The sequence below is a fragment of the Aeromicrobium sp. UC242_57 genome (assembly GCF_044452305.1).
Classification (GTDB): domain Bacteria; phylum Actinomycetota; class Actinomycetes; order Propionibacteriales; family Nocardioidaceae; genus Aeromicrobium.
On sequence record NZ_JBIOAM010000005.1, the window covers coordinates 777,534 to 800,997 of the forward strand.

27 protein-coding genes, 1 tRNA gene and 6 pseudogenes are annotated in these 23,464 nt (G+C 64.9%); 16 read left to right on the forward strand and 18 right to left on the reverse strand.

Annotation, left to right across the window (positions count from 1 at the left end):
• Nucleotides 1-495: 495 nt before the first annotated feature.
• The 9 genes and pseudogenes from ACHMWU_RS26350 to ACHMWU_RS26390 all read right to left on the reverse strand — a co-directional run.
• Nucleotides 496-681: pseudogene (locus ACHMWU_RS26350) on the reverse strand (T6SS immunity protein Tdi1 domain-containing protein); the annotation flags it as partial.
• Nucleotides 682-1,247: 566 nt separating this feature from the next.
• Nucleotides 1,248-1,661: an Imm26 family immunity protein gene (locus tag ACHMWU_RS26355; protein ID WP_396048511.1), complete on the reverse strand. Its 414-nt coding sequence runs from the start codon at nt 1,659-1,661 to the stop codon at nt 1,248-1,250.
• A 616-nt stretch (nt 1,662-2,277) separates the two neighbouring features.
• Nucleotides 2,278-2,697, reverse strand: a complete 420-nt coding sequence (locus tag ACHMWU_RS26360; RefSeq protein ID WP_396048512.1) for an Imm26 family immunity protein — start codon at nt 2,695-2,697, stop codon at nt 2,278-2,280.
• A 32-nt stretch (nt 2,698-2,729) separates the two neighbouring features.
• The gene (locus tag ACHMWU_RS26365; RefSeq protein ID WP_396048513.1) at nt 2,730-3,059 is read right to left on the reverse strand and encodes a hypothetical protein; all 330 of its coding nucleotides are present in this window, start codon (nt 3,057-3,059) and stop codon (nt 2,730-2,732) included.
• A 35-nt stretch (nt 3,060-3,094) separates the two neighbouring features.
• A complete protein-coding gene (locus tag ACHMWU_RS26370) occupies nt 3,095-3,265 on the reverse strand; it encodes a hypothetical protein (RefSeq protein ID WP_396048514.1) in 171 nt (56 codons plus the stop codon).
• 9 nt (nt 3,266-3,274) lie between these two features.
• Nucleotides 3,275-4,795 (reverse strand): polymorphic toxin-type HINT domain-containing protein, encoded by a 1,521-nt coding sequence (locus ACHMWU_RS26375; protein ID WP_396048516.1) that lies wholly within the window; start codon nt 4,793-4,795, stop codon nt 3,275-3,277.
• A gap of 85 nt (nt 4,796-4,880) precedes the next feature.
• Nucleotides 4,881-5,066: a hypothetical protein gene (locus tag ACHMWU_RS26380; protein ID WP_396048517.1), complete on the reverse strand. Its 186-nt coding sequence runs from the start codon at nt 5,064-5,066 to the stop codon at nt 4,881-4,883.
• Nucleotides 5,067-5,222: 156 nt separating this feature from the next.
• Entirely contained in the window at nt 5,223-5,849 is a 627-nt protein-coding gene (locus ACHMWU_RS26385; protein WP_396048518.1) for a hypothetical protein, read from the reverse strand.
• Nucleotides 5,850-5,950: 101 nt separating this feature from the next.
• Nucleotides 5,951-6,033: transfer RNA gene (locus tag ACHMWU_RS26390), tRNA-Leu, on the reverse strand.
• Between the two features lie 242 nt (nt 6,034-6,275).
• On the opposite strand from ACHMWU_RS26390, the pseudogene ACHMWU_RS26395 reads away from it, so the two are divergent.
• From ACHMWU_RS26395 to ACHMWU_RS26440, 10 genes and pseudogenes are all read left to right on the forward strand, one after another.
• A pseudogene (locus ACHMWU_RS26395) lies at nt 6,276-6,490 on the forward strand (DUF3662 domain-containing protein); the annotation flags it as partial.
• Between the two features lie 153 nt (nt 6,491-6,643).
• Complete coding sequence (locus tag ACHMWU_RS26400; RefSeq protein WP_396049234.1) at nt 6,644-6,913, forward strand: FHA domain-containing protein; 270 nt, start codon at nt 6,644-6,646, stop codon at nt 6,911-6,913.
• Nucleotides 6,913-7,383: an FHA domain-containing protein gene (locus ACHMWU_RS26405; RefSeq protein WP_396048519.1), complete on the forward strand. Its 471-nt coding sequence runs from the start codon at nt 6,913-6,915 to the stop codon at nt 7,381-7,383. Before ACHMWU_RS26400 ends, ACHMWU_RS26405 begins: the two co-directional genes overlap by 1 nt.
• A gap of 49 nt (nt 7,384-7,432) precedes the next feature.
• Entirely contained in the window at nt 7,433-8,671 is a 1,239-nt protein-coding gene (locus ACHMWU_RS26410) for a PP2C family protein-serine/threonine phosphatase (protein WP_396049235.1), read from the forward strand.
• On the forward strand, nt 8,668-8,823 hold the full coding sequence (locus tag ACHMWU_RS26415; RefSeq protein ID WP_396048520.1) for a hypothetical protein: 156 nt from the start codon (nt 8,668-8,670) through the stop codon (nt 8,821-8,823). Before ACHMWU_RS26410 ends, ACHMWU_RS26415 begins: the two co-directional genes overlap by 4 nt.
• Before the next feature lie 104 nt (nt 8,824-8,927).
• Nucleotides 8,928-10,379 (forward strand): annotated as a pseudogene (locus ACHMWU_RS26420) (FtsW/RodA/SpoVE family cell cycle protein); the annotation flags it as partial.
• 170 nt (nt 10,380-10,549) lie between these two features.
• Nucleotides 10,550-10,672: a hypothetical protein gene (locus ACHMWU_RS26425; RefSeq protein WP_396049236.1), complete on the forward strand. Its 123-nt coding sequence runs from the start codon at nt 10,550-10,552 to the stop codon at nt 10,670-10,672.
• A 198-nt stretch (nt 10,673-10,870) separates the two neighbouring features.
• Nucleotides 10,871-11,512 carry a penicillin-binding transpeptidase domain-containing protein gene (locus tag ACHMWU_RS26430; protein WP_396048521.1) on the forward strand — a complete coding sequence of 214 codons (642 nt, stop codon included), beginning with the start codon at nt 10,871-10,873 and terminating at the stop codon, nt 11,510-11,512.
• Between the two features lie 192 nt (nt 11,513-11,704).
• Nucleotides 11,705-12,463 (forward strand): protein kinase, encoded by a 759-nt coding sequence (locus ACHMWU_RS26435; protein WP_396048522.1) that lies wholly within the window; start codon nt 11,705-11,707, stop codon nt 12,461-12,463.
• Nucleotides 12,464-12,746: 283 nt separating this feature from the next.
• Complete coding sequence (locus ACHMWU_RS26440; RefSeq protein ID WP_396049237.1) at nt 12,747-13,421, forward strand: PASTA domain-containing protein; 675 nt, start codon at nt 12,747-12,749, stop codon at nt 13,419-13,421.
• On the opposite strand, the gene ACHMWU_RS26445 is transcribed toward ACHMWU_RS26440, so the two are convergent.
• Nucleotides 13,418-13,969 (reverse strand): DUF881 domain-containing protein, encoded by a 552-nt coding sequence (locus ACHMWU_RS26445; RefSeq protein WP_396048523.1) that lies wholly within the window; start codon nt 13,967-13,969, stop codon nt 13,418-13,420. The two genes, ACHMWU_RS26440 and ACHMWU_RS26445, sit on opposite strands and share 4 nt — an antisense overlap.
• Nucleotides 13,970-14,129: 160 nt before the next feature.
• On the opposite strand from ACHMWU_RS26445, the gene ACHMWU_RS26450 reads away from it, so the two are divergent.
• Nucleotides 14,130-14,486 carry a cell division protein CrgA gene (locus ACHMWU_RS26450; protein WP_396049238.1) on the forward strand — a complete coding sequence of 119 codons (357 nt, stop codon included), beginning with the start codon at nt 14,130-14,132 and terminating at the stop codon, nt 14,484-14,486.
• A gap of 132 nt (nt 14,487-14,618) precedes the next feature.
• Here ACHMWU_RS26450 and ACHMWU_RS26455 read toward each other — a convergent pair whose 3' ends face one another.
• Nucleotides 14,619-15,059, reverse strand: a complete 441-nt coding sequence (locus ACHMWU_RS26455) for a rhomboid family intramembrane serine protease (protein WP_396048524.1) — start codon at nt 15,057-15,059, stop codon at nt 14,619-14,621.
• 328 nt (nt 15,060-15,387) lie between these two features.
• Nucleotides 15,388-15,918, reverse strand: a complete 531-nt coding sequence (locus ACHMWU_RS26460; RefSeq protein WP_396048525.1) for a peptidylprolyl isomerase — start codon at nt 15,916-15,918, stop codon at nt 15,388-15,390.
• 109 nt (nt 15,919-16,027) lie between these two features.
• Here ACHMWU_RS26460 and ACHMWU_RS26465 point away from each other — a divergent pair, with 109 nt between their 5' ends.
• Together ACHMWU_RS26465 and ACHMWU_RS26470 are read left to right on the forward strand one after the other, a co-directional pair.
• Nucleotides 16,028-16,168 (forward strand): hypothetical protein, encoded by a 141-nt coding sequence (locus ACHMWU_RS26465; protein ID WP_396048526.1) that lies wholly within the window; start codon nt 16,028-16,030, stop codon nt 16,166-16,168.
• Entirely contained in the window at nt 16,165-16,962 is a 798-nt protein-coding gene (locus ACHMWU_RS26470) for an enoyl-CoA hydratase/isomerase family protein (RefSeq protein ID WP_396048527.1), read from the forward strand. The genes ACHMWU_RS26465 and ACHMWU_RS26470 overlap by 4 nt, the downstream gene beginning before the upstream one ends.
• An 85-nt stretch (nt 16,963-17,047) precedes the next feature.
• On the opposite strand, the gene ACHMWU_RS26475 is transcribed toward ACHMWU_RS26470, so the two are convergent.
• The 6 genes and pseudogenes from ACHMWU_RS26475 to ACHMWU_RS26500 form a co-directional block, all read right to left on the reverse strand.
• Complete coding sequence (locus ACHMWU_RS26475) at nt 17,048-17,389, reverse strand: DUF3817 domain-containing protein (protein ID WP_396048528.1); 342 nt, start codon at nt 17,387-17,389, stop codon at nt 17,048-17,050.
• Nucleotides 17,390-17,393: 4 nt separating this feature from the next.
• The gene (locus ACHMWU_RS26480) at nt 17,394-18,140 is read right to left on the reverse strand and encodes an SURF1 family protein (RefSeq protein ID WP_396048529.1); all 747 of its coding nucleotides are present in this window, start codon (nt 18,138-18,140) and stop codon (nt 17,394-17,396) included.
• Nucleotides 18,137-19,415, reverse strand: a pseudogene (gene glyA, locus ACHMWU_RS26485) (serine hydroxymethyltransferase). The gene ACHMWU_RS26480 and the pseudogene glyA overlap by 4 nt, the downstream one beginning before the upstream one ends.
• A gap of 55 nt (nt 19,416-19,470) precedes the next feature.
• On the reverse strand, nt 19,471-20,130 hold the full coding sequence (locus ACHMWU_RS26490; RefSeq protein WP_396048530.1) for a response regulator: 660 nt from the start codon (nt 20,128-20,130) through the stop codon (nt 19,471-19,473).
• Nucleotides 20,127-20,483 (reverse strand): sensor histidine kinase, encoded by a 357-nt coding sequence (locus ACHMWU_RS26495; RefSeq protein ID WP_396048531.1) that lies wholly within the window; start codon nt 20,481-20,483, stop codon nt 20,127-20,129. The genes ACHMWU_RS26490 and ACHMWU_RS26495 overlap by 4 nt, the downstream gene beginning before the upstream one ends.
• On the reverse strand, nt 20,432-21,721 hold the full coding sequence (locus ACHMWU_RS26500; RefSeq protein ID WP_396048532.1) for a GAF domain-containing protein: 1,290 nt from the start codon (nt 21,719-21,721) through the stop codon (nt 20,432-20,434). The genes ACHMWU_RS26495 and ACHMWU_RS26500 overlap by 52 nt, the downstream gene beginning before the upstream one ends.
• Nucleotides 21,722-22,206: 485 nt before the next feature.
• Between ACHMWU_RS26500 and ACHMWU_RS26505 the strand changes: the two genes are divergently transcribed.
• From ACHMWU_RS26505 to ACHMWU_RS26515, 3 genes and pseudogenes are all read left to right on the forward strand, one after another.
• Nucleotides 22,207-22,452: a hypothetical protein gene (locus ACHMWU_RS26505; RefSeq protein ID WP_396049317.1), complete on the forward strand. Its 246-nt coding sequence runs from the start codon at nt 22,207-22,209 to the stop codon at nt 22,450-22,452.
• A 56-nt stretch (nt 22,453-22,508) separates the two neighbouring features.
• Nucleotides 22,509-22,997: pseudogene (locus ACHMWU_RS26510) on the forward strand (ABC transporter substrate-binding protein); the annotation flags it as partial.
• Between the two features lie 134 nt (nt 22,998-23,131).
• A pseudogene (locus tag ACHMWU_RS26515) lies at nt 23,132-23,221 on the forward strand (hypothetical protein); the annotation flags it as partial.
• Between the last annotated feature and the right edge of the window lie 243 nt (nt 23,222-23,464).

The following is a 23,464-nucleotide window of genomic DNA, read 5'->3' on the forward strand; positions in this document are numbered from 1 at the left end:
GTATTCCTCTGCTTCGGGCAGAATTCGGTAGGACTTGTCGTATGCGGATGCGCGCGGGCTGACGAAGGTCGCCCCGGCCCTCGCCTGGTTGTGGATCGTGCGCTTGAACCTCTTCCACAGCCGAGCCCGATCGAGATCAGCAACATCCCACGACGCGCTGATCATCGTCTGCTCCAGACCCCAGTCCTCGATCAACCCAAAGGTCACGAAGCACCCACCCGGCTTCTCTTCGCCCGGCACCTCCCCACCAGCCGGATACATCAAGACTCGCCGCACCGGGTTGTCCGCCTCGGACGTCAGCTGAAAGAGCTGACCCCTTTCAGACACGTTCACAACCCTCGTGGGGAAGAAGCGCTCAGCAATCAGCCAAGTTCGTGAACCTCCGCGAATGCAACAATCAGATCGCAGAGCTCGGATGGCGTGGCATGGAATTGCGCACCAAGCCGGCGGAACTGGGGTTCTGTCACGTCCTGACCTCTTCAAGTTCGAGGCCAGCTAGCGACCGGAGACTCCGCTGATCGAAGCGCCTGGCAGAAGTTGGACTATGCCCCGACGCAGCTGGCCCAACAAAGTCCAGTACACGTCCAAGTCTATGACCTCAAGGTTTTCGAAGTCGTCGCTTCCGCCGAGAAAGAGCGGCACTCCATAGCCCACACATTGTTCCCGACCTAACGGCAGCGACTCTCTGTTAGCCCGTGACCACGATTGGTAAAAGCTTGCTTGCTAGGGCTGCATCAGCGTGCTCCGTCAGCTCCTCGTTGTGAAACTGGGCCAGTGAGACAGGGATTTCCAACGCTTCACCAGTGCCTGGCTCCAACAACAGAACCTGCGGCTCATTTCGTTCTCGACTGCTGTCCAGAGCGAACTGTCTACCGAGCCAGTCGTAGCCGAATGGGCATACACGGGTCGAAAACTCGGGGAACGCAGCGGTGATAAGAGCCATGGCCAACGGCCCAGTCTGAATCGTCATGTACCCGGTACAGGCCCGACTCGAAGGATGCCCCCGCGAACTCTGCAGCAAACTCCCCATACCCAGCGGCACGACTCAAACGATCATCGATCCACGGCGAACGCGGCAGAACGCGCGAGTCCCTGCGGGACGCGCACTCGGCCTTGAAACGCTGATACATCCAATTCCCCTCAACATTTCGACACGACAGTGACCAGGTGCCCGGCTCGACTCCCGCGAGGACCACCTGTTCTGAGAGCCGAACCTCCTGGCGTCAGGAAGATGGTCCGTGCCCGGGCTAGACCGATCCCAGCTCTTCAAGCCTCGGCAGGAGGTGCGGTAGATCCCACGCGGCGACAGGCTCCAACTCGTCACAATCGACGGTGCCTGCGGGACGAATCTCACCATGTTCGTAGAGACTCGCCTCGCCTGTGAGGGCGTCAACAACCTTCATTGGTGGGGGCCAGTCATCCGCCTCATCTCGGCTCTTGTCGTGACCGACAAAAGTAACTCCATCGGCGCCAAAGATATGCCGGTAGACCCCCACAACGAACTGATAGTCGCGAGAACCTATCGGAGGTTGGTCCGGCGAAACCGTGATCTCTCGGTAAAAGGCCACACAAGAGTCTTTCAGCACTCGACCGTAGGCATATCTACCATCAGACAGTTGAAACTGGTAGACGTCGCCAACCTTGCGCCTGCGCCCGGTCATGGCATCACACCGAATTCTCCAATAGCGGCCTCAATGTGCCTCGCCCTTCTTCTTGTTGGTGGGACTGATGCCGTTAATGGCATTGGCGGAGATTCCTTGGTTCCGCTGAGCCTCGATAAACTGTTGCTGACGCCCCGAATCGATTTCTTACCCGATGACGACCTGTCCAACACAGCGGGACCAACCTCTGGCCGCCTGTTCGGTCAGCTTGGCGGAGACTAGGTCAGACCCAATAAGAACAATCCACACAAGGCCCACCCAGTCCGGGAACCTCTAAACGTTCCCGACCCGAACAATGTCGTTGTTATGAGGATATATCCGTGTCAGCACGTGAAGTTTTTTGAGCGGGTTTTGGGTTGGGACGTAGTCATTCGAGAAGATGAGGTCCGGGCAACGCAAGCTTGCGGAGGGCTGCCGTTTACGTCGAAGATTCCCGAGAACTTACCCTTCCCCCCGAAATACTGACGGAGGCGAAACGACCTCAGCATCGCCCTGAATCCGCTTAGTTCGCCGAACAAGCGTGTGTAGCGCCGAACCGATGAATGCCAGGGCGGGCTCCGCCTCCAGATCGATGCGCTGGATGACGGAGATCTGCGGGCAGGCACAGGCACGGAGCTCACTGCTGGGCGGAGCCCTGCCCTTCAAGCCTCGACAAGAGTTGCGGCAGGTCCCATACGCCCGCAGGCTCCAACTCGTCACAATTTTCGGTGCCTGCGGGACGAATCTGACCACGCTCGTAGATACTCAACGATCCCGTGAGCGGGTCAGTAATCTTCATGGGCGGAGGCCAGTCATCCGTCTCATCTCGGCTCTTGTCGTGACCGACAAAAGTAACTCCGTCGGCCCTAAAGACATGCCGGTAGACCCCCACAACGAACTGATAGTCACGAGAACCTATGGGTGGTTCAGCCGGCGAAGCTGTGATTTCGCGGTAAAAAGCCACGCATGCGTCTTCCAGCACACGACCGTAAGCATATCTACCTTCAGACAGTTGAAACTGGTAGACATCGCCAACTTTGCGCCTGCGCCTGGTCATGGCCAACCTCCAAGACGACCCTTAGATGACCGTCAGCCTGTCGCTGGAAGCCGGTACTCCGGCCCGTCCTTAAACGCTACGAGTCTTCCACCACCACGTGCGTATTCCTCTGCTTCGGGCAGAATTCGATAAGACTTGTCGTAAGCAGATGCGCGCGGACCGACAAAAATCGCCCCGGCCCTCGCTTGGTTGTAGATCGTGCGCTTGAACTTTTTCCACAGCCGCGTCCGATCGAGATCCGCAACATCCCACGACGCGCTGATCATCGTCTGCTCCAGACCCCAGTCCTCGATCAACCCAAAGGTCACGAAGCACCCACCCGGTTTCTCTTCGCCCGGCACCTCCCCGCCAGCCGGATACATCAGGACCCGACGTACCGGATCATCCGACTCGGAGGTCAACTGAAAAGCTGGCCCCTTTCAGACAGGTCCACAACCCTTTTTGGGAAGAAGCGTTCAGCAATCAAGTCGAGTTCGTGAACCTCCGCGAATGCAACAATCAGATCGCAGAGCTCGGATGGCGTGGCGTGGAATTGCGCACCAAGCCGGCGGAATTGGGGTTCTGTCACGGGATGATCCTAGTTGTAAGGGACAAAGTACATCTCCCATCCGCCGTACTCTTCTAGATCGTTGAGGGCCTCGGCTTCCCGCTTGATCGGCGCACCTGACCTCCGGCTCTGCTTGCCGATGTTTATTCCGTAACGGCTGCCATCGGGCCGACGAACTGTGACGTCCGGACGACGGGAGGACTTCAATCCGCCCGTCGTATCTACGACGCTCTCCTTCTGGCCGAACCGTTGACCACCTCCGACGACGTCGCCGTCAGTAACCGAGTCCGCCACCTCTTTGATCTTCACGTTGTGAGGGCCCTCGCCGAATGGTTTCGGGCCGCGCTTCGCGCCGCCACTGCCAACGTCGCAGGTGTTCTGGTTGTGTACCAAGATTTCGTCTTCGCCCACGAAGTACGTGTGGACGTCGTCGATCTCGAGGTTGTAGGCCTCTGCCCACCTGACGGTGCTGCGCTGCAGTCCAACAGCATTCACCGCAGCACCCTCTGGTGTGAGCAGTTCGTCGGACTGGGCAAGCGCGTCCGCGCGCTGGAACTCGCCCTCGGACTCATTCCAGAACGGGTGGTCCGGCGTCGTAGTCAGTACAGACCCGCTGGACAGCTCGAGGTCCACGACTGCATCGCGGTGCTTGAAGACCGTCAGCACCTTCCGAACGACCTTGCGGCCGTTGGCCGGGTCTGTGGCCAGAACCTTGTCCCCGATCCTGACTTTCCGGATCGGTTTGCGTGATCCGTCGGCCATCAGCACTGTCGTCGCCCCGGCAAACGAGCAGGCGCTCGCCTTGGCGGTCTTTGGTGCCTCGGTGTCCGGCTTGGCCTTCGGTGCAGGGTCCGGAGCCTTCCGAGACTTCGGCGTCGTCTGCACCTTCCGGACGGTCTTGTTCGCAACCGGCACCTTTGGAGTCGGTTTGGGCGAGAACGTCTTCGTGAACACCGCAGTGCGCGGGTTCGCCTTCATCACGAATTTGCCGACCTTCGCTGCCTTGCCCCACGGGGTCGCAGAGCCGACCTCCAGAGCGCATCCCCAGGACATGCCTGAGCAGGCCCTGTAGTCGAACACCACGGCCCGGAAAGTGCCGCTCGCCGCGCGCTTGATCCCACCCCAGGACGGCCTCGACCACGGCCACAGACCGTCGGGATCCATCATCGTCACTGGGCTGTTGTTGGCGTAGGCGTAGCCATTCAGCTGCTGTGGATCCATCGGATCGATAACCGGGTCAACCGTGAGGAACCGACCCAAGGCCGTGTCGTACTCACGCGCCTCCAGATGGGTCGTGCCCAAGGCTCGATCCGTCGTCTTCCCCAGAAATCCCTTGTCACTAGGCCACGAAGCTGGCTCGGCCAGCGGATCACCATAGGGTGAGAAGCGACGCTTCGTGACTTGCTGGCTAGCCCCGAAAACCGACACCTGTGGGGTGCCCTGGTGGTCCGCAATCAAGAAGTTGATCGATCCCGAAATACGCGTTGCGACCTTCTCGCCGCCCAGCGTGTAGTGACGAGTCGATGTGACCGCGGATCCGGTCGCCTTCACCTCCACCATGCCGGCGAACAGCGTCGTGGAATTTGATGCGCTGTCCCGCGCAATCAGGCGGTTTCCATTGGCGTCGTAGACGTACTCAGCCGACTCGGCACTGGAATGTGGTCGAAGTCTGGTTCGGACCGCTTCTTCGAACCTTGTCCCACTGGGTCCGGTTGCCTGCCGAGTCGAACTCATACGAGTCCCAGTACGAGTCCTTCTCGCCAAGTGTCTCCTTGGTGGGCGCAGCACAGTTCGTGGTCGCGCTCGTCCAGGCTTGTGTCATGCGTCGAAGGTGGTCGTACGTGAAGCACTGCCGGAAGCTGTCAGCTCCTGCGCCCGTCGTGTCGCCCGGAGCAATGTCGTTCAGAGTCTTGACGTTGCCGGCTGGGTCGTAGCTGTAGCGCTGATCGAGTATGGCGGTCGTTCCGGAACCTTCGAGTCACCCCATCCTGCGTTCGAGACGCCGCGTGCCCACTTGGTAGTCACGGGTCTCGTAGACACCTTTTTGTAGCGCCGACTTGAACGTTCGCTGCAGCACTTCGCCGAACGGTGACAAGATCGTCTCGGGGACGATTGACGAGTACCCGGCGAGTTGGGTCTGCTTGCCAAGCGCGTCGTAGCCGTACTGCAGAGTTTCTGACGGAAGTCCCGTGGTTGAGGGCAGTTGAACCGTCTTGACCGAACCATCGACGTTGTACGTCAGGTTGGTGACGTAGCCAGCCGCCTTGTACAGCGCGGACTCGGATGACGGCAACATCAACTTGCTGCCGGTAGGACGACCGGCGGAGTCGTAGCCAATCACTGAGGACGTGTAGTCGCCAGCGGCGGTGTGCCTGGTCGATGATGTCGCCATGCCGGGGACGACCGTGTCGTAGACACGGCTGGTCCGCAGCGTTCCATCAGCGTTGTCGTCACGTGTCTTGATCTCACGCCCCAGCGCGTCGTACTGGGTCCACAGCGTGGCGCCACGGGCGTCAGTCGACGTGATCTGCCTCGAGCGTCGCTGAAGGTGGTGGTAGCGGTGTCGCCAGCTGGCGGCTGGCCTCCAAGCAGCGTTACCACGCAAAGATCCGACCGCACTGGAACGCATTCCATGGGCGACACCCTCAGCCACCTACAAAAAAGGATGGGCTCCGACAGAAACTGTCGGAGCCCATCCTTCATGTGTGCGCGAGGGGGGATTTGAACCCCCACGCCCTTGCGGACACTGGCACCTGAAGCCAGCGCGTCTACCATTCCGCCACCCGCGCATGACCCTCGAAAACAACAACTCAAGGACCGAGAAGTGAGTCTAACAGGCTCCGACAATGAGTCTTCCGCCCGGCTACCTCATGCCGGAGGACTCGCCGGTTCTCCCTCTGCCGATACGATCATTTGGAACACCATTGACGAGAGAAGAGGTGAGGGCAGATGGCGGGGGTGCTGCAACGTTTCGAGCAACGACTCGAAGGAGCCGTCACCGGCGCATTCCGCGCGCGCATTCCGCAGCGCCGTGCAGCCAGTCGAGATCGCCGCAGCACTGCAGCGAGAGGTCGACAACTCCGCTCACATCTTGTCGCGCGAACGCATGCTCGTGCCCAATGACTTCACGGTCGAGCTGTCACCGTCCGACTTCGAACGCCTCAACCCGTTCAGCACGACGCTGGCAGACGGCTCTCGACGCTCGTCAAGGAGCATGTAGCCGAGCAGCGCTACACGATGACCGGTCCGCTCGAGATCTCCTTCAAGATGACCGCCGACCTGAGCACCGGACGTTTCCGGGTGCGCAGCCGCACGACCGCATCGGTCACCCCGGTCGCCGGCCAGCGGATGACCGAGACCGCCGTCCGCTCCTCCAACGTCGTGATCGAGGTCAACGGGATGAAGCACCCGTTGAGCCCTCCCGGTGTCGTGATCGGTCGCGGCAACGACGCCGACCTCAAGATCGACGATCCGGGCATCTCCAGGCGTCACGCGCAGATCAAGATCCACCAGAGCGGAACCGAGACGACTGTGACGATCATCGACCTCGACTCGACCAACGGCGTCGTGCTCAACGGTCACAAGGTCGCAACGGGCGTCGTCGGCGACGGGTCCGAGATCCGGCTGGGCAACACCATCATTGTCATCCGCATGAGTGAGGCCGTCTGATGTTGCTCACCCTGACGTTGATCAAGCTCGGCTTCCTGGCCGTGCTGTGGCTCTTCGTCCTGTCCGCCGTGTCGGTGATCCGCTCCGACATCTTCGGCACCAAGGCGCCGTCGACCAAGGCCCCCAAGCCGGCCAAGCAGAAGGCGCCGTCGACCAAGACGCGCAAGCCGCCGCGCGGCAATCCCACCAAGCTGCAGGTCGTGTCGGGGCCCAACAGCGGCCAGAGCGTGCCGCTGGGTGACGCCCCGATCCTGCTGGGCCGCGGCACCGATGCGGCGATCCGGCTCGACGACGACTACGTCTCGACCCGGCACGCACGCTTCGCCACGAACGGCGAGCAGTGGTTCGTCGAAGACCTCGGCTCCACCAACGGCACCTATCTCGGCAGCCAGCGCATCACGGCCCCTGTCCCGATCGGCCTCGGCATCCAGGTCCGCCTCGGCAAGACCATCGTCGAGCTGCAGAAGTAATCCATGACTGCCCTGAGCTTTTCGCTATGTCGCGCTGACCGACACCGGTCTGCGCCGTTCCAGCAACCAGGATTCCGGCTATGCGAGCAGTCGCCTGCTGGCCATCGCCGACGGCATGGGCGGTGCGGCGGCAGGCGATCTCGCCTCGTCCGAGGCCATGAACATCATCCGCGAGCTCGACCGTGACCTCGACGTCGACGCCCTCGATGCCCTGGCTCAGGCGGTCAAGCTCGCCAACGCCCGCCTCGGCGAGCTGATCCGCCGCGACCCCGCCGTCGAAGGCATGGGCACGACGCTCGAGGTCATGCTGTGGGACGGCGAGAAGTTCGCCGTGGCCCACCTCGGCGACTCACGCGCCTACCGACTGCGCGAGGGCGTGCTGACACAGATCAGCGACGACCACACGTTCGTGCAGAGCCTCGTCGACGAGGGACGGATCTCGCGCGACGAGGCCCGCGTCCACCCGCATCGGTCACTGCTGCTGCGCGCCTTGCTCGGCCGCGACGACAACGAGGCCGACCTCAGCTGGCTCCAGCCCCACCTCGGCGACCGCTACCTGCTGTGCAGCGACGGCCTGACCGACATGGTCACCGACGACGTCATCGCCAGGGCCATGGCGTCGGAGACGATCGACATGGCGGCGACCGAGCTCGTGCGCCTCGCCCTCGAAGCCGGCGGCGTCGACAACGTCACCGTCGTGATCGCCGAGTTCGTCGAGGCCGGCACCGATCCTGACGAGCACCTGTCGTGCGCCGACGGTCAGCCGCAGCTGGTCGGTGCAGCCAGCCAGCAGGCCCGTCCCCGCACCGGCAATGCCGCGAGCGGCCACGACGAGCCGGTGAACTTCGATCCCGAAGAGCTGCGGTACGCGCCGCGCGAACCCAGTCGACGTCGGTGGCTGCGCTGGACGGCCGCGCTCGTCGTCGTGGCCGCGATCCTGGCCGCAGCGGGCACGTACGCCTACAAGTGGACTCAAGACCAGTACTTCGTGGCCGCGCAGGACGGCAAGGTCGCGATCTTCCGCGGCGTCCAGGTCGACATCCCAGGCCTGACCCTGCAGCACGTCGAAGAGCTAACCGACATCTCGCTGACGTCGCTGAGCGACTTCCAGCGCCGACAGATCGAGTCAGGCGTCGAGGCCTCCAGCAGGGCCGACGCCTACAAGACCGTCGCCGAGCTCGACATCACCCCACCGGCGCCCACCGCGACGCCGACGCCCACCAAGACGACACCTTCCACGAAGGCCAGCCGGACCCCCACCGCGGCCAACGTGGTGTGGCGACCATGACGACGCCGGTCTGGGTTCCCCGCAAGCGCCGGGGAGCCGAGTTCTTCCTGACGGTGCTGGCCGTGTTCATCGGCATCTTCGCGTACGCATCGGTCGGGCTCGGGGTCGAAGGCACGATCCCCGCCGACACGTACAAGTCGGCGGTGCGCTGATCGTCCTGGCGATCGCGACGCACCTCATCGTCCGCAAGGTCGCGCCATACGCCGATCCTGTCCTCCTCCCCCTCGTCATCGCCCTCAACGGCCTCGGCCTGGCGATGATCTACCGGCTCGACCTCGGTCGCCAGCAGATCAACCCCGACCGGGCCGCCTTCGCCAACTCGCAGCTGATCTGGACCACGATCGGCGTCGCGGTGTTCGCAGGCATCCTGATCGTCGTCCACGACCATCGCCGGCTGCAGTCGCTGACCTACACGTTCGGCTTCGTCGCGATCGCGCTGCTCGTGCTGCCGCTGATCCCGGGCCTCGGCCAGACCATCAACGGCGCCCGCATCTGGGTGACCTTCGCCGGTTTCAGCTTCCAGCCCGGCGAGGCTGCGAAGGTGTGTCTCGCGATCTTCTTCGCGGGCTACCTCGTGGTCAAGCGTGATGCCCTCGCTCTGGCCGGACGCCGCGTCATGGGCATCGACCTGCCGCGCGGCCGCGACCTCGGTCCCATCCTGGCGTGCTGGCTGGTCAGCGTCGGCATCCTGGTGCTCCAGCGCGACCTCGGTTCGTCGCTGCTGTTCTTCGGACTGTTCGTCGTGATGCTGTACGTCGCGACCGAGCGTCCCGGCTGGATCGTCGTCGGCGCCGGACTCTTCGCCGTCGGGGCCTACTTCGGCTACACCGCCTTCGGCCACGTCCGCACGCGCTTCGACGCCTGGCTCGACCCGTTCTCCAACCCCGACGACAACTTCCAGGTCATCAGCGGACTGTTCGGGCTCGCGCACGGCGGCGTCCTCGGCCAAGGCCTCGGACAGGGCAGCCCCCAGCTGACGCCCTACTCGTTCTCCGACTACATCGCTGCGTCGATGGGCGAAGAGCTCGGCCTCACCGGCCTCATGGCGATCCTGCTGATCTACGGACTCATCGTCGAGCGCGGTCTGCGCATCTCGCTGACCTGCCGTGACGCCTTCGGCAAGCTCCTCGCCGCCGGCCTGGCCTTCTCCTTCGCCCTGCAGGTCTTCGTCGTGGTCGGCGGAGTGACGCGGCTGATCCCGCTGACCGGCCTCACGACCCCGTTCCTGGCCCAAGGCGGCTCATCAGTGGTCATGAACTGGGCGATCATCGCGCTGCTGCTGCGCATCAGCGACCAGACCAGACGTCCGGCCCCCGAGATCTCGACCTTCCAGAGCGATGAGGACACCCAGGTGGTGAAGCTTGTCATGAACCGTCCGATCCGCAACATCGCCATCGTGTGCCTCGTCATGTTCGTGGCGCTGCTCGTCAACATCAACTACGTGCAGTTCGTCAACGCCGACAGCCTGAACGCCAAGAACGGCAACAAGCGCGTCATCAACGAGCAGTTCTCCCGCGACCGCGGAGCGATCCTGGTCGACGGCAAGGCGATCGCCGAGAGCGTCAAGTCCGATGACGAGTACAAGTTCCAGCGCGAGTACCCCGAAGGCGGGCTCTATGCTCCGCTCACCGGCTACTTCTCGTACGTGTTCGGACGTGGCGGGCTCGAGAACTCCCAGAACCCAGTGCTGTCGGGCAGCGACGACCGGCTGTTCGTCAACCAGGTCGTCGACCTGCTGTCCAACCGTCAGCGCAAGGGCGGCAGCGTCGAGCCACGATCGACCCGCTCGCCCAGAAGACCGCCGCCGACGGCCTCGAGGCGCTCGGCAAGAACACCAAGGGCGCCGTCGCGGCGATCGACCCCAAGACCGGCGCGATCCTGGCGATGGTCAACCAGCCGTCGTACGACCCCAACAAGCCGCGAGCCACGACTTCGCCGCCGTGCAGAAGTCGTGGAACAAGCTCACCACCGACGACGACCAGCCGATGCTCAACCGGGTGACCCAGCAGATCCTGCCGCCCGGCTCGACGTTCAAGCCGTCACGGCCGCTGCGGCCCTCGAGACCGGCGTCGTCGACAACATCGACGACAAGGTCAAGGCCGGCTCCAAGCCGGCTTCGGCGGCGCGGCCGGCTCGTACACGCTGCCCAACGAGGGCGGCGGCAACTGCGGCGGCGACCGGATCACCCTCGAACGCGCCATGAACGTCTCCTGCAACGTGGCCTTCGGTGCTCTCGCACTGAAGATCGGGCAGGAAGATCTCGCCGACCAGGCCGCGAAGTTCGGCTTCACCACCGACCCCCTCGACGAGCTGCCGATGAACGCGAGCCGCTTCACCGCCAGCGGTGAAGAGCTCAACCAGCCGCAGCTGGCGCAGTCCGGCATCGGCCAGTTCGAGGTCGCAGCCACTCCCCTGCAGATGGCCATGGTGGCCGCCGGCATCGCCAACGGCGGCGACGTCATGAAGCCCTACGTCGTCGACACCGTCCGGGCACCCAACCTGCGGGTGCTCGAGAAGGCCGAGCCGTCCCGCCTCAGCGAGGCCGTCAGCTCCAGCACGGCCCGCAAGCTGCGCGAGATGATGATCAGCACCGTCGACGTCGGCACCGCGACCTCGGCCCAGATCCCCGGCGTCGAGGTCGGCGCCAAGACCGGCACCGCCCAGTCCACGCAAGACCGACCGCCCTACGCCTGGTTCGTCTCGTACGCCAAGGACGGCGACCGCGAGGTAGCCGTCGCGGTGCTCGTCGAGTCCAGCGACACCGCGCGCGACGAGATCGCCGGCGGACGCCTGGCCGGTCCCATCGCGAAGTCCGTCATGGAAGCGGTGCTGGGCAAATGATCCACGACCTCACACACTCCACCACCTGCACCGGCGACGGTGAGCGCTCCGACGCCATGCCATCGCCCCTTCGATTCACCTCACGTTCTGGGAGACTGACACCATGACCGAATCCGGCGACACTGGCGCACACGACGACGTGATCCGCCTGGGCGACCGCTACGGCTCGGCGGTCTGCTGGGCCGCGGCGGCATGGCCGATGTGCGCGTCGGCCGAGACCTGCGCCTCGGCCGCACGGTTGCCGTCAAGCAGCTGCGCGGCGACCTGTCGGCAGACGACACGTTCCAGGCCCGGTTCCGGCGCGAGGCGCAGTCCTCCGCGGCGCTCAACCACCCGTCGATCGTCGCGGTGTACGACACCGGCGAGTCGATCGACAAGCACGGCAGCCACGTCCCGTACATCGTGATGGAGTACGTCGAGGGCCAGACCCTGCGCGACATCCTGCGCGGAGCCGAGAACGGCCGCAAGATCCTGCCCGAGCGCGCCCTGTCGATCACCGCCGACGTGCTCAGTGCGCTCGACTACAGCCACCGCTCCGGCATCATCCACCGCGACATCAAGCCGGCCAACGTCATGCTGACGCCGTCCGGCCAGGTCAAGGTCATGGACTTCGGCATCGCCCGCGCGATCGCCGACACCTCGTCCGCGATGACGCAGACCGCTGCGGTCATCGGCACCGCGCAGTACCTCTCCCCCGAGCAGGCACGCGGCGAGACCGTCGACGCACGCAGCGACATCTACTCGACCGGCTGCCTGCTGTACGCTGCTGACCGGGCGTCCCCCGTTCGTCGGCGACAGCCCCGTCTCGGTGGCCTACCAGCACGTCCGCGAAGAGGCACGTCCTCCGTCGCCGCTCAACCCCGACGTCAGCCTGGCGATCGACCACATCGTCGCCAAGTCGTTGGCCAAGCGGGTCGAGGACCGCTACCAGAGCGCCGCCGAGATGCGTAAAGACATCGAGCGCGTGCTGGCCGGCCACCACGTCGATGCTCCGACCTCGACGACCGCCGTCGTCCCCGGTGGCACCGCCGTCGCCCCGGCGGCTGCTGCAGCAGCGGGCGCCACGACTCCCCCAGAGGACGAGTCAGACGACAAGTCGGGCATGTGGTGGGCCATCGGCGCACTCGTGGCGGTGCTGATCGCAGCCATCGTCGGCGTCCTGTGGATGACCGGCGCCTTCGACAGCAAGGAAGACCCGGCTCCGACGCAGGTCACGATCGAGGATGTGTCCGGCATGAGCCTCGACGATGCGCAACGCACCCTGACACGCGATGGATTCACGATCGGCGAGGTCACCGAGCAGGCCAGCGCCGATGTCGAGAAGGACGACGTCATCGAGACCGACCCGCCGGGTGGCACCAAGGCCGACGAAGGCTCTGCCGTCAACATCGTCGTCAGCAGCGGACCCGAGACACAGAGCATGCCCGACGTCCGCGGCTTGCCGTACAACAACGCGAAGTCCACGCTCGAAGGCGCGCCCTACAACTTCAAGGTCGTCCGCAAGAACGTCGACAACACCGCGGCCAAGGGCGAGGTCATCAACACGACCCCGACTCCCGGCGCCGACGTCCAGGTCGGCGCCGAGGTGACCGTGTTCGTGTCGAAGGGCCAGGTGCAGGTGCCCAATCTCGTCGGCATGGACATCGAAGCAGCCAAGGGCGCCCTCGACGATCTCGGACTGAAGTACACCGAGACCGAGGATCCCAACTCGACGAGCCCCGAGAACCAGGTCACGGCCCAGTCCGTCGCCGCTGGGACGCAGGTCTCCCCCGGCACCACGATCGCGCTGACCTACTCGACCAACCCGGGCACCGACGACGGTGACGGCGACGGCGGAGAGATCCCGACCGATCCGACTGATCCAGGCGGTGGCGGGGTCGACGACCTGGGCGGCGACCTCAACCCCTAAGAGGACGGGATGGTCGCGTGGGCCAAGGACACCGGGTTGCCGTACGCCTTGACCTTGACCTGCGCGAGCTGTTCGATCTCGAGACCCAGCTGATAGTCCTGCGAGTAGCGGGCGTAGCTGATGGTGTCGGGTGACTTGGCCATGGCCTGCTCCATGCCGGCGACGTTGCCGATCGCCTCGATGACGTAGGGCGGCGAGTACGGGACGCCGTCGAGGATCACGACGTTGCCGACACACACGATGCCAGTGGTCGTCATCAGGCGCTGACCCTGCAGCGACATCGCCTCGGCGCCGCCAGCCCACAAGGCGTTGACGTAGGCCTGGATGTCCTGCTGGTGGACGATCTGGATGTTGGGGTCGATGTCGGGATCCTTGCCGGCATCGGGCGCATCGGTCAGGGTGACCCGGAGCCCGGGACCCTCGACGGGCGTCAGACCCGTGGCCGGCTCGAGCGCGGCGACCTTCTTGCGCGACTTCTCCAGATCGGCGCCGGAGACACCGAGTGACAAGGCGTCGATCTCGGACCGCAGCTCCTTCGGCCTCGTCACGCAGATCTTCGATCCGCTGGGCGCGTTCTTGCAGCAGCGACGAGACGTCGCCACCGGCCGGCCGCAGATCGTCGCCGTCGGCACTGATCGACGCCGTGACGAAGACGAAGCCCGTCAGGACGAACAGCAGCAGCACGATCAGGGGCGAGTGCTGACGGGCATGAGTGCCTCGCTTCGCCATGCCGTATACCTCCCTGATCGGACGACGACTAGGCTATCGGAGACCACCTACCGATGCGGCCAGAAAGTCGCACCGACCATCCGGAGACGTTGTGGCGAGAGACAAGACCCCCCGGGCCCCAAGCCCCAGAAGATCGGCAACCGTTGGGCTGGCCCGGCCATGCTGATCTCGGCGATCATCGGCCTGGTCTGGATCGTGGTGTTCTACGTGCTGAACGGTCAGGACGTCGACTACCCGTCGTTCCTGCAGTGGTACTCCGACCTGGGCAACTGGAACCTCGTGATCGGCATGGGCTTCATCGTGGCGGCCTTCGGCTTCGCCATGAAGTGGGAGTGAATCACACCGGTGTAGTTATCCACAGCTGTGTGCACAGTGGTGGATAATCACATGGATGTCATTTCCTGCCGTTGCAGGCAATGACCCGTCAGACCAGGTAGTTCGTCCTCAGCGCGACGGCGACGACGACAGCTATCCACAGGCCGGCGAACGCGGCGACCTGGGCCAGCTCTTGCGGTCGCGTGGTGCGTAGGCGAAAGCCGCGCCCAGCACGACACCCGCGACGAAGCCGCCCAGGTGGCCCTGCCAGCTGATGGAGGCATTCGTCACGCTGACGACGGCGTTGATGGCCAGCAACGCCAGCAGCGTGCGGACGTCCTCCTTGGCACGCAGCAGGAGCAGCAACGCCATGCCGAACAGGCCGAACACTGCTCCGGACGCGCCGATCGTCGCCACAAAAGGTCCCGTGAGCACGTACACGAAGGCGGACGCGACGACAGCGGACGTCAGATAGGCCGCGATGTAGCGCGTCGTGCCCAAGGCCCGCTCGACGAAGGGCCCGAACAAGAACAGCACGATGAGGTTGGACAGCAGGTGCCACAGGTCGGCGTGCAGGAACGCCGAGGTGACCATCCGCCACAGCCGCCGTCAGCGACCTTGAATCCGGCCAGCGCGCCGCGCTCGAAGAACTCGTCAGAGAACTGGCTCAGCACGAAGGCGATCGCATTGATCGCGATAATGATCGTCGTGACACGTCCTGCGTGCGCCGAGATGACGCCACCGGCGGCCGTGCGTGGTGCACGGACCGTCTTGGCGCCCTCGGCCACGCAGGACGAGCACTGGAAGCCCACCGAAGCCTCCTGCATGCACTCCGGACAGATCAGCCGCTCACAACGCTGGCACGCGATGTACGCCTCGCGGTCAGGGTGGCGGTAGCAGCGATAGTCCGAAGCAGGGTGGTTCATCCCTCAGTGCGGGAGATCGTCAGCTTCTCGATGACGACGGGCTCGGTCGGCTTGTCGAAGCGGTCAGTGCTGACCACGCCGATCTTGTCGACAACGGCCTTGCTGGCCTCGTCGACGACCTCGCCGAAGATCGTGTGCTTGCGGGTCAGCCACGCCGTCGGCACCAGCGTGATGAAGAACTGCGAGCCGTTCGTGCCCGGTCCGGCATTCGCCATCGCGAGCAGGTAGGGACGGTCGAACTGCAGGTCGGGGTGGAACTCGTCCTTGAACGTGTATCCCGGTCCGCCCGTGCCGGTACCGAGCGGGTCACCACCCTGGAGCATGAAGTCCTTGATGATGCGGTGGAACACCAGTCCGTCGTAGAACGGCTTGGAGATCGGCTTGCGCGTCTCGGGGTCAAGGAATTCCTTGGTGCCCTCGGCGAGGCCGACGAAGTTGTTCACCGTCTCGGGTGCGTGGTCGGGGAAAGGCTCGACGACGATGTCGCCGTGATTGGTCGTGAAGGTCGCGATGGGCTGCGAGGCCACAGGGTATTCCTTTCGAATGTGCTGTACGCATCATCCCACGAGCGACCAAGACCCGGCTCACGGCGGTCATTTCAGCGCCGCGGCGACCACCGCTCGCTATCGTGGAGCCATGTCGAAGACCAGCTCCGCCCACCCGGTCCGCAAGCTCGTCCTGATCGCTGCGGTGATCGCTGCCGTGCTCGCCTTCCGCAACGCCTCCGCCAACAAGGGCGGTTCCTACGATCCGGCCAAGCCCGGCGGCGGCGCATGACCGTCCGCGTCGACCGGACCGACGACGGCATCGCGGTCCTGACGTTCAGCGATCCGCCGGTCAACCTGTACTCCCTGCAGATGCATGCCGACTTCGATCGGGCCCTCGACCAGGTCGTAGCCGATCTGCCGCGCGCCCTGCTGGTCCGGGCCGAGGGCAAGATCGTCTCCGGGGGTGTCGACGTGTCGCAGTTCCACGCGCAGAAGGCCAAGTCCGCGACCAAGGCGCTGTACGACCGCATGCTCGAGCTCCCCAACCGCATCGAAGCCCTCGACATCCCCACGTTCTTCGCCGCCCATGGGCTGACGTTGACCTGGGCCTTCGAGGTCGCAGTTGCCTGCGACCTGATCTTGGCCTCGGAGAAGGCCCGGTTCGGCCTGGTGGAGCGCGTCATCGGTCTGACACCGACGATGGGCGGGACTCAGCGCCTCGCAGCACGCGCAGGTGTCGGGCGGGCCAAGGAGTTCGTGTTCACCGGCGACCTGTACGACGCCGCGACCCTCGAGCGCTGGAACGTCGTCAACCGGGTGCTGCCCGCAGAAGACTTCGACGAGGCGGTGCTGACGTTCGTCCGCCAGATCGCGATCGGCCCCACGCAGGCGTTCGGTGCTGCCAAGCAGATCCTTCGCCACTTCGAGACCGGGGGAGTGCCCCAGGCCAACGCCCACACCACAGAGATCGCCGCCGGCTGTTCGACACCGCCGACCTGCAAGATGGCATGGAGTCGTTCCTGGCCGACGGCCCCGGCAAGGCCACCTTCACCGGCCGCTGACGAGGTACTTACCGCCCCTTGACGAGGTGGTTACTGCCCCTCGCCGAGGCACCAAGTCCCTCGTCGAAGGGCGACAAGTACCTCCTCGAGGGGCGACAACAACCTCGTCAGGGTTGGGGGGAGAGGGCGGTGGCCTCGTCGCGCTTGATGGCGTTGGCGGCCCGGTGCTCGGCCCAGAAGCTCACGAACGGGACGGTCGCCAGCAGCATCGTGGTGATGACGAACGGCGGCTTCCAACGCAGTCGGCGCGCCAGCACCGCGATCAGCACGAGCAGCGCCATGAACAAGTAGCCGTGGATCATGTCGATCGTGCCGATCAGGCCTGAGTTGCGGTTCCACCACGACAGCTCGTCGGTGGACATCTGGGCGATCCAGGCGCCGATCACGAAGATCAGGTTGATGCCCACGATGTAGGCGATGACTCGGTACGCGATTCCTACTTTGCTCACCGCCTCAGGCTACCTTTCGCTCCGAAGCCCGAGCCGTCTCGACCGTCATCCGCCACCACATGAACGCCGCGAACAGGCCGAAGACCCACCACTGGAGCGCGTAGGCCAGATTGCGCAGACCCACGGTCCACGAGACATCGTCGGGCTGAGGTGGCGGCACGAGCTCGAGACCGGCAGCGAGGTTCTCGTCAGTGCTGATCACGAATCCCGAGTACAGGTCGAAGGACATCACGTTGATCAGTGCCGGGATCCGCACCGAGCCGATCGTGCGCGTCGTGTCGTCGAAGCCGGAGTCGGCGGACTCGCCGGGCTCCAGCACGCCGTCGACCGTCAGCGCGCCAGACGGGACGTCGGGCAGGTCGCCGGTCTCGGGCGCCCATCCCCGCAGCACCATGACGGCGTCGTCGGTCCCGTCGACCATGAACGGCGCCAGCAACCAGGCCCCCGTGCGACCGTCGAGCTCCTTGCCACTGACCCAGACCTGCTGGTCGGCCGGCGCGAACTCGCCGTCGACCGTGACCGGCCGGTGGTTGAACTTCGTCAGGAACGGGTCGCCGGCCACCCACAGGCTCTCGAACGCCACAGTGGGAACCACTCGCTTGTCGGCCTGCTCGTGGTGCTGACGGTCGTCGTACGCCCCGGCCTGCCACAACCCCATCACGACGCAGAACACGACCGCGACGATCGCGAAGACGTGCAGCCCGATCAGCCCGGGGGAGAACCAGGATCGCAGCGCGGGCTTGCCCGTCACGCGGTGAAGGGCGCGACGTCCGGGTAGAGCGGGAAACGTTCGGCCAGAACCGTGACTCGCTTGCGCAGACCGTCGAGATCGACCTCGCCGGGCTGCAGTGCGGCCGCAATGATGTCGGCGACCTCGGTGAACTCGTCGGCACCGAATCCTCGGGTCGCGAGCGCCGGCGTGCCGATGCGCAGACCCGACGTCACCATCGGCGGACGCGGGTCATTGGGCACCGCATTGCGGTTGACGGTGATACCGGCCTCGTGGAGGCGGTCCTCGGCCTGCTGGCCGTCGAGCTCGGAGTCGCGCAGATCGACCAGGACCAGGTGCACGTCGGTTCCGCCGCTGAGCACCTTGACCCCGGCGGATGTCATGTCATCGGCGAGGAGCCGGTCGGCGAGGATCTTGGCTCCCTCGATGGTGCGCTCCTGGCGCTCCTTGAAGCCGGGCTCCAGCGCCATCTTGAACGCCACGGCCTTTGCGGCGATGACGTGCTCGAGCGGTCCGCCCTGCTGACCGGGGAACACCGCCGAACGCATCTTCTTGGCGACCTCGTCGTCATTGGTCAAGATCGCGCCGCCGCGCGGACCACCCAGGGTCTTGTGCGTCGTGGTCGTCACGATGTGAGCGTGGGGGAGCGGGCTGGGGTGCAGGCCGGCCGCCACGAGTCCGGCGAAGTGCGCCATGTCGACCCACAGCTTGGCGCCGACCTCGTCGGCGATCTCGCGGAACGCCGCGAAGTCGAGCTGACGGGGGTATGCCGACCAGCCGGCGATGATCACCGTGGGCTTGTGCTCGTGCGCCAGGGAGCGGACTTCGTCCATGTCGACCAGGCCGGTCTCGGGCACGACGTGGTAGGCGATCGGGTTGTGCAGCTTGCCCGAGAAGTTGAGCTTCATGCCGTGCGTCAGGTGACCACCGTTGGCGAGGTCAAGACCCAAGATCGTGTCGCCGACCGTCGCGATCGCGTGCAGCGCGGCCGCGTTGGCCGTGGCACCCGAGTGTGGCTGGACGTTGGCGTAGCCCGCGTCGAACAGCTGCTTGAGCCGATCGATCGCGATCGTCTCGACCTGATCGACGAACTCACAACCGCCGTAGTACCGCTTGCCCGGGTAACCCTCGGCGTACTTGTTGGTCAGCACGCTGCCCTGCGCCTCCAACGCCGCCACGGGGGCGAAGTTCTCCGACGCGATCATCTCGAGCGTCGACTGCTGACGGTGCAGCTGCAGCGTCGAGAAGCGCAGCGATGTCGGGGTCGAAAGCAGCGAGAGGCTGGTTGTGGCTCATGCCCCAAGAGTAACGGTCGGCTTTCAGCGACCGCCGACCGATATGGCCTGCAGAGTCAGAGGTCGCGTGCCTTGCCTGCGGCTTGGCGCGTCACCAGGACGGCGGCCTGCGTCCGACGTTCGAGGCCGAGCTTCGAGAGCAGCTGGGTCACGTAGTTCTTGACCGTCTTCTCGGCCAGGAACATCTCGGCGGCGATCTGCCGATTCGTCAGTCCTTCGCCGATCAGAGTCAGGATGCGTCGTTCTTGCTTGGTCAGGGCGCTCAGCGGGTCGTCGCCGGCGCCACCTTCGCGAATGCGGTTGAGAACGCGCTGGGTCACGGCCGGATCGAGCAACGACTGTCCGCTGGCCACCCGCCGGACGGCGTCGACCAGGTCGGTGCCGCGCACCTGCTTGAGCACGTAGCCGGCAGCGCCGGCCATGATCGCGGCGAACAGCGCATCATCGTCGTCGTAGGACGTCAGGATGATGACGGCGATCTCGGGGTTGGTCGATCGGACGTCGCGGCACACCTCGATGCCCGAACCGTCGGGAAGACGACCGTCGAGCACTGCGACGTCAGGACGGATCGTCGGGATGCGAGCGGCAGCGTCCTTGGCCAGGCTGGACTCTCCGACGACCTCGATGTCCTCTTCCTGCTCGAGCAGGTCCTTGAGTCCACGCCGCACGAGCTCGTGATCGTCGAGCAGGAAGAGCCGGATGGGTGTCTTCGTCATATTTCTCTCCTCGGTACGCGCCACCTGATCAGGGTGCCGCCGGGTGCTTCGCTGACAACCTCGCTCGTGCCGCCCATGAGGACGGCGCGCTCGCGGATGTTGCGCAAGCCATTTCCGGGACGTCCCGCGGCAATGCCACGTCCATCGTCTCGCACGGTCAGGGCAATGTCGTCGCTGACGTCGACCGCTACGGCAACATGGCTGGCGCCGGCGTGCCGGACGATGTTCGACAGCGCCTCGGCCAGCACCGCCAGGAGATGTTCTCGGACGTCGTCGGAGACCAGCGTGTGGACCGGTCCGGTCAGCCGCAGCTCGGGCTTGAAGCCGAGCAGCTTCGCGGTGTTCTGCAGCACCTGCTCCAGCTCGGCGCGCAGATCGGTCGCCTCCGACGCGGCGCTGAGCGCGAAGATCGTGCGACGGATGTCCTTGATCGTCTCGTCGATGTCGTCGATGGCCACCGACAGACGTTCGACTGCCACCGGCGGCTGATGAGCTTGGTCGTGTTGTCGAGCATCAGGCCGATGCCGAACAGCCGCTGGATCACCAGGTCGTGCAGATCACGACCGATGCGGTCGCGATCTTCGAAGACCGCGAGCCGCGCCTGATCGGCCTGGGCGCGGACGACCTGCAGGACGAGCGCTGCCTGGTCGGCGAACTGCTGGGGGACGGCCGGGTCCAGCTCCCAGCGATCGGTCTGGTGTCCCTTGAGCCAGCCGACGATCAAGGCGCCGACGTCGTCCCCGCTGTTGAGCGGGAGCACCATGAGCGAGCCCAGATCGGGCCACTGCGGCGTCTTCTTGGGCTCGTACCTGGGCTCGAAGTCGGTGTCGGGCACGACGACGGTCTCACCCGTGCGCACCGCATCGCCGGCCAAGCTCCGCCGCGAGTCGATCACTTCGCCCAGGACACCTTCGGCCGGGATGCCCGACACTGCTTCGACGATCAGCATCTGGTCACGTTGCGGCATCAACAGCGCGACGAAGTCGGCCGACGACACCTCCCGTGCCCGGTCGGTGACGAGCTGCAGTGCGCTGTCGCGGGTGATCGGCGACAGCAAGGACGTCGTGATCTCGGCAGCGGCTTCAAGCCACATGCGCTGACGCTCGCCCTCCTCGTAGAGCCGGGCGTTCTCGATCACGACCCCGGCGGCCGAGGCGAGGGCGTTGGCGTCCTCCTCGTCCTCACGGCTGAAACCATGTCCGGAGCGCTTGTCGAACAGGTAGACGTTGCCGAACAGGAAGTCGTGGATCCGGATCGGCACGCCGATGAAGGACATGCGGTCCTTGCGACCGCCGCCACTGCCGCGTCCCGAGCGCGGCTCGCCCTTCTCGAGCAGGTCGACCAGCACCTGGCGACCGGGCGGGCCGTCTGCGTGGATGTCGTCTATCCCGTAGGCCGCGTACGTCCCGATGCGCCGGTCGGACCGCCGATCGAGGACGTCGAAGTAGCCGCGCTCGGCGTCGACGAGCCCGCCGGCCTCTCGGAGGATCCGCTCGAGCAGCCCGTCGAGCGACAGGTCGGACGACAGCGTCGTCACCGCGTCGAGCACGTTACGAAGCCGCACCGCCGCGATCTTGGCGCTGCCTGCCATGCCGCTCCTCTCAGCGGGTGTTCGCAATCAGTATGACCTGCATTTGCGACCTTCGGCGATCATGTCAGGGACCTTGGTCCCTGCCAAGCGACGCGCAGACAGGAGATCATGAGGTACGGCTTCGTGGATCACGGACACTCCCTGTCCGATTCCACTGCGGGTCTCCCCCCGCACAGAATGTTCTAGATTCAGCCTCTCCCGGCCAGATCTTGAACCCGCGAGCTCAGACTGGACGCAACTGACGGCGCACCAGGTCAAGGCCCCGACCACGCATTGCGTGATCGGGGCCTCTTGCTTTCCCTCCTTCCAGCAGCGGCGGACCCCGCCTCGTCGCGCCTCGTTCGAGCGTTTTTCCATCCCTCCTGCACGTAAATCGCGGTAATCAAACTGCAATCGTCCAGACCGGCAGGGACGCTCCTGCGCGTGTAGCGTGCCGAAAAAGGCCACAGCCGCGCCTGTGCGCGTGCTCGAGTTGGAGGAGCAAGATGAACAGATTCCGTCGGGGGACCAGGTTCGTGGCGGTGACCGTCACGGCGGTCCTCGCCCTGAGCGCCTGCGGTCAGAGCAAGGACAAGGACAACGACTCCGCGAATGGCGGCGCGCTGGTGGTCGGCACGACCGACAAGGTCGTCTCGATCGATCCGGCCGGCTCGTACGACAACGGCTCGCTGAACGTCCAGACCCAGGTGTACCAGTACCTGTTGAACTTTCCCGAGGGCAGCACCAGCTGACCCCCGACGCCGCCGAGAAGTGTGACTTCGACACCCCTACGACGTACGTCTGCACGATCAAGCCCGGCCTGAAGTTCGCGAACGGCAATGCGCTGACTGCCTCTGACGTGGCCTTCTCGTTCAACCGGATCGTGACGATCAAGGACCCGAACGGTCCTTCGTCGCTGCTCGGTGCCATGAAGAGCGTCGAGGCCACCGACGACTCGACCGTGACATTCACGCTCAACGCCCCGAACGACCAGACGTTCCCGCAGATCCTGGTGACGTCGGCCGGACCGATCGTCGATGAGGACACGTATCCGGCGGACAAGGTTCTCGATGACGACGCCGCCGTCAAGGCCAATGGCTTCTCCGGTCCTTACACGATCGCCAAGTACTCCAAGAACCAGCTCGCAGAGTTCAAGGCCAACCCCGACTACGACGGCACGTACGGCAAGGCCAAGACCGGCGAGGTCACGATGAAGTACTACGCCAAGCCGGAGAACCTCAAGCTCGACATCAAGAACAAGGCCATCGACGTCGCTTACCGCTCGTTGACGCCGACCGACATCGCCGACCTCGACAAGACCGACGGCATCAACGTCGTGACCGGTGCCGGCGGCGAGCTTGCGCTACATCACGTTCAACCTCAAGACGATGCCCGGCGACGACCTCGAGCAGAAGCGCGATCCGCAAGGCCATGGCGTCCTCGCTCGACCGTGCCGAGATCGCGACGCAGGTCTACAAGGACACGTACACCCCGGCCTACTCGATGGTTCCCGACGGACAGGCCGGCGCCACCGAGGCCTTCAAGGACGCCTACGGCGAGAAGCCGGACAAGGCTGCCGCCCCAGAAGTTCCTCGACGACGCCGGCGTCAAGACTCCGGTCACGATCAAGCTGCAGTACAACCCCGACCACTACGGTTCCAGCTCCGACCAGGAGTACAACGCGGTGAAGCGTCAGCTCGAGGAGTCCGGGCTGTTCAAGGTCGACCTGCAGTCGACCGAGTGGTCACGTACTCCGAGGAGTAC

Excerpts from the sequence above, each read along its gene's own strand:
- ACHMWU_RS26355 (WP_396048511.1), bottom strand. The coding sequence starts at position 1,661 with ATGACCGGGCGCAGGCGCAAGGTTGGCGACGTCTACCAGTTTCAACTG.
- ACHMWU_RS26360 (WP_396048512.1), bottom strand. The coding sequence starts at position 2,697 with ATGACCAGGCGCAGGCGCAAAGTTGGCGATGTCTACCAGTTTCAACTG.
- ACHMWU_RS26365 (WP_396048513.1), bottom strand. The coding sequence starts at position 3,059 with ATGTATCCGGCTGGCGGGGAGGTGCCGGGCGAAGAGAAACCGGGTGGG.
- ACHMWU_RS26380 (WP_396048517.1), bottom strand. The coding sequence starts at position 5,066 with ATGACACAAGCCTGGACGAGCGCGACCACGAACTGTGCTGCGCCCACC.
- ACHMWU_RS26400 (WP_396049234.1), top strand. The coding sequence starts at position 6,644 with ATGAAGCACCCGTTGAGCCCTCCCGGTGTCGTGATCGGTCGCGGCAAC.
- ACHMWU_RS26405 (WP_396048519.1), top strand. The coding sequence starts at position 6,913 with ATGTTGCTCACCCTGACGTTGATCAAGCTCGGCTTCCTGGCCGTGCTG.
- ACHMWU_RS26415 (WP_396048520.1), top strand. The coding sequence starts at position 8,668 with ATGACGACGCCGGTCTGGGTTCCCCGCAAGCGCCGGGGAGCCGAGTTC.
- ACHMWU_RS26430 (WP_396048521.1), top strand. The coding sequence starts at position 10,871 with ATGAACGTCTCCTGCAACGTGGCCTTCGGTGCTCTCGCACTGAAGATC.
- ACHMWU_RS26435 (WP_396048522.1), top strand. The coding sequence starts at position 11,705 with ATGGCCGATGTGCGCGTCGGCCGAGACCTGCGCCTCGGCCGCACGGTT.
- ACHMWU_RS26440 (WP_396049237.1), top strand. The coding sequence starts at position 12,747 with ATGAGCCTCGACGATGCGCAACGCACCCTGACACGCGATGGATTCACG.
- ACHMWU_RS26450 (WP_396049238.1), top strand. The coding sequence starts at position 14,130 with ATGAGTGCCTCGCTTCGCCATGCCGTATACCTCCCTGATCGGACGACG.
- ACHMWU_RS26455 (WP_396048524.1), bottom strand. The coding sequence starts at position 15,059 with ATGGTCACCTCGGCGTTCCTGCACGCCGACCTGTGGCACCTGCTGTCC.
- ACHMWU_RS26465 (WP_396048526.1), top strand. The coding sequence starts at position 16,028 with ATGTCGAAGACCAGCTCCGCCCACCCGGTCCGCAAGCTCGTCCTGATC.
- ACHMWU_RS26470 (WP_396048527.1), top strand. The coding sequence starts at position 16,165 with ATGACCGTCCGCGTCGACCGGACCGACGACGGCATCGCGGTCCTGACG.
- ACHMWU_RS26490 (WP_396048530.1), bottom strand. The coding sequence starts at position 20,130 with ATGACGAAGACACCCATCCGGCTCTTCCTGCTCGACGATCACGAGCTC.
- ACHMWU_RS26500 (WP_396048532.1), bottom strand. The coding sequence starts at position 21,721 with ATGGCAGGCAGCGCCAAGATCGCGGCGGTGCGGCTTCGTAACGTGCTC.
- ACHMWU_RS26505 (WP_396049317.1), top strand. The coding sequence starts at position 22,207 with ATGAACAGATTCCGTCGGGGGACCAGGTTCGTGGCGGTGACCGTCACG.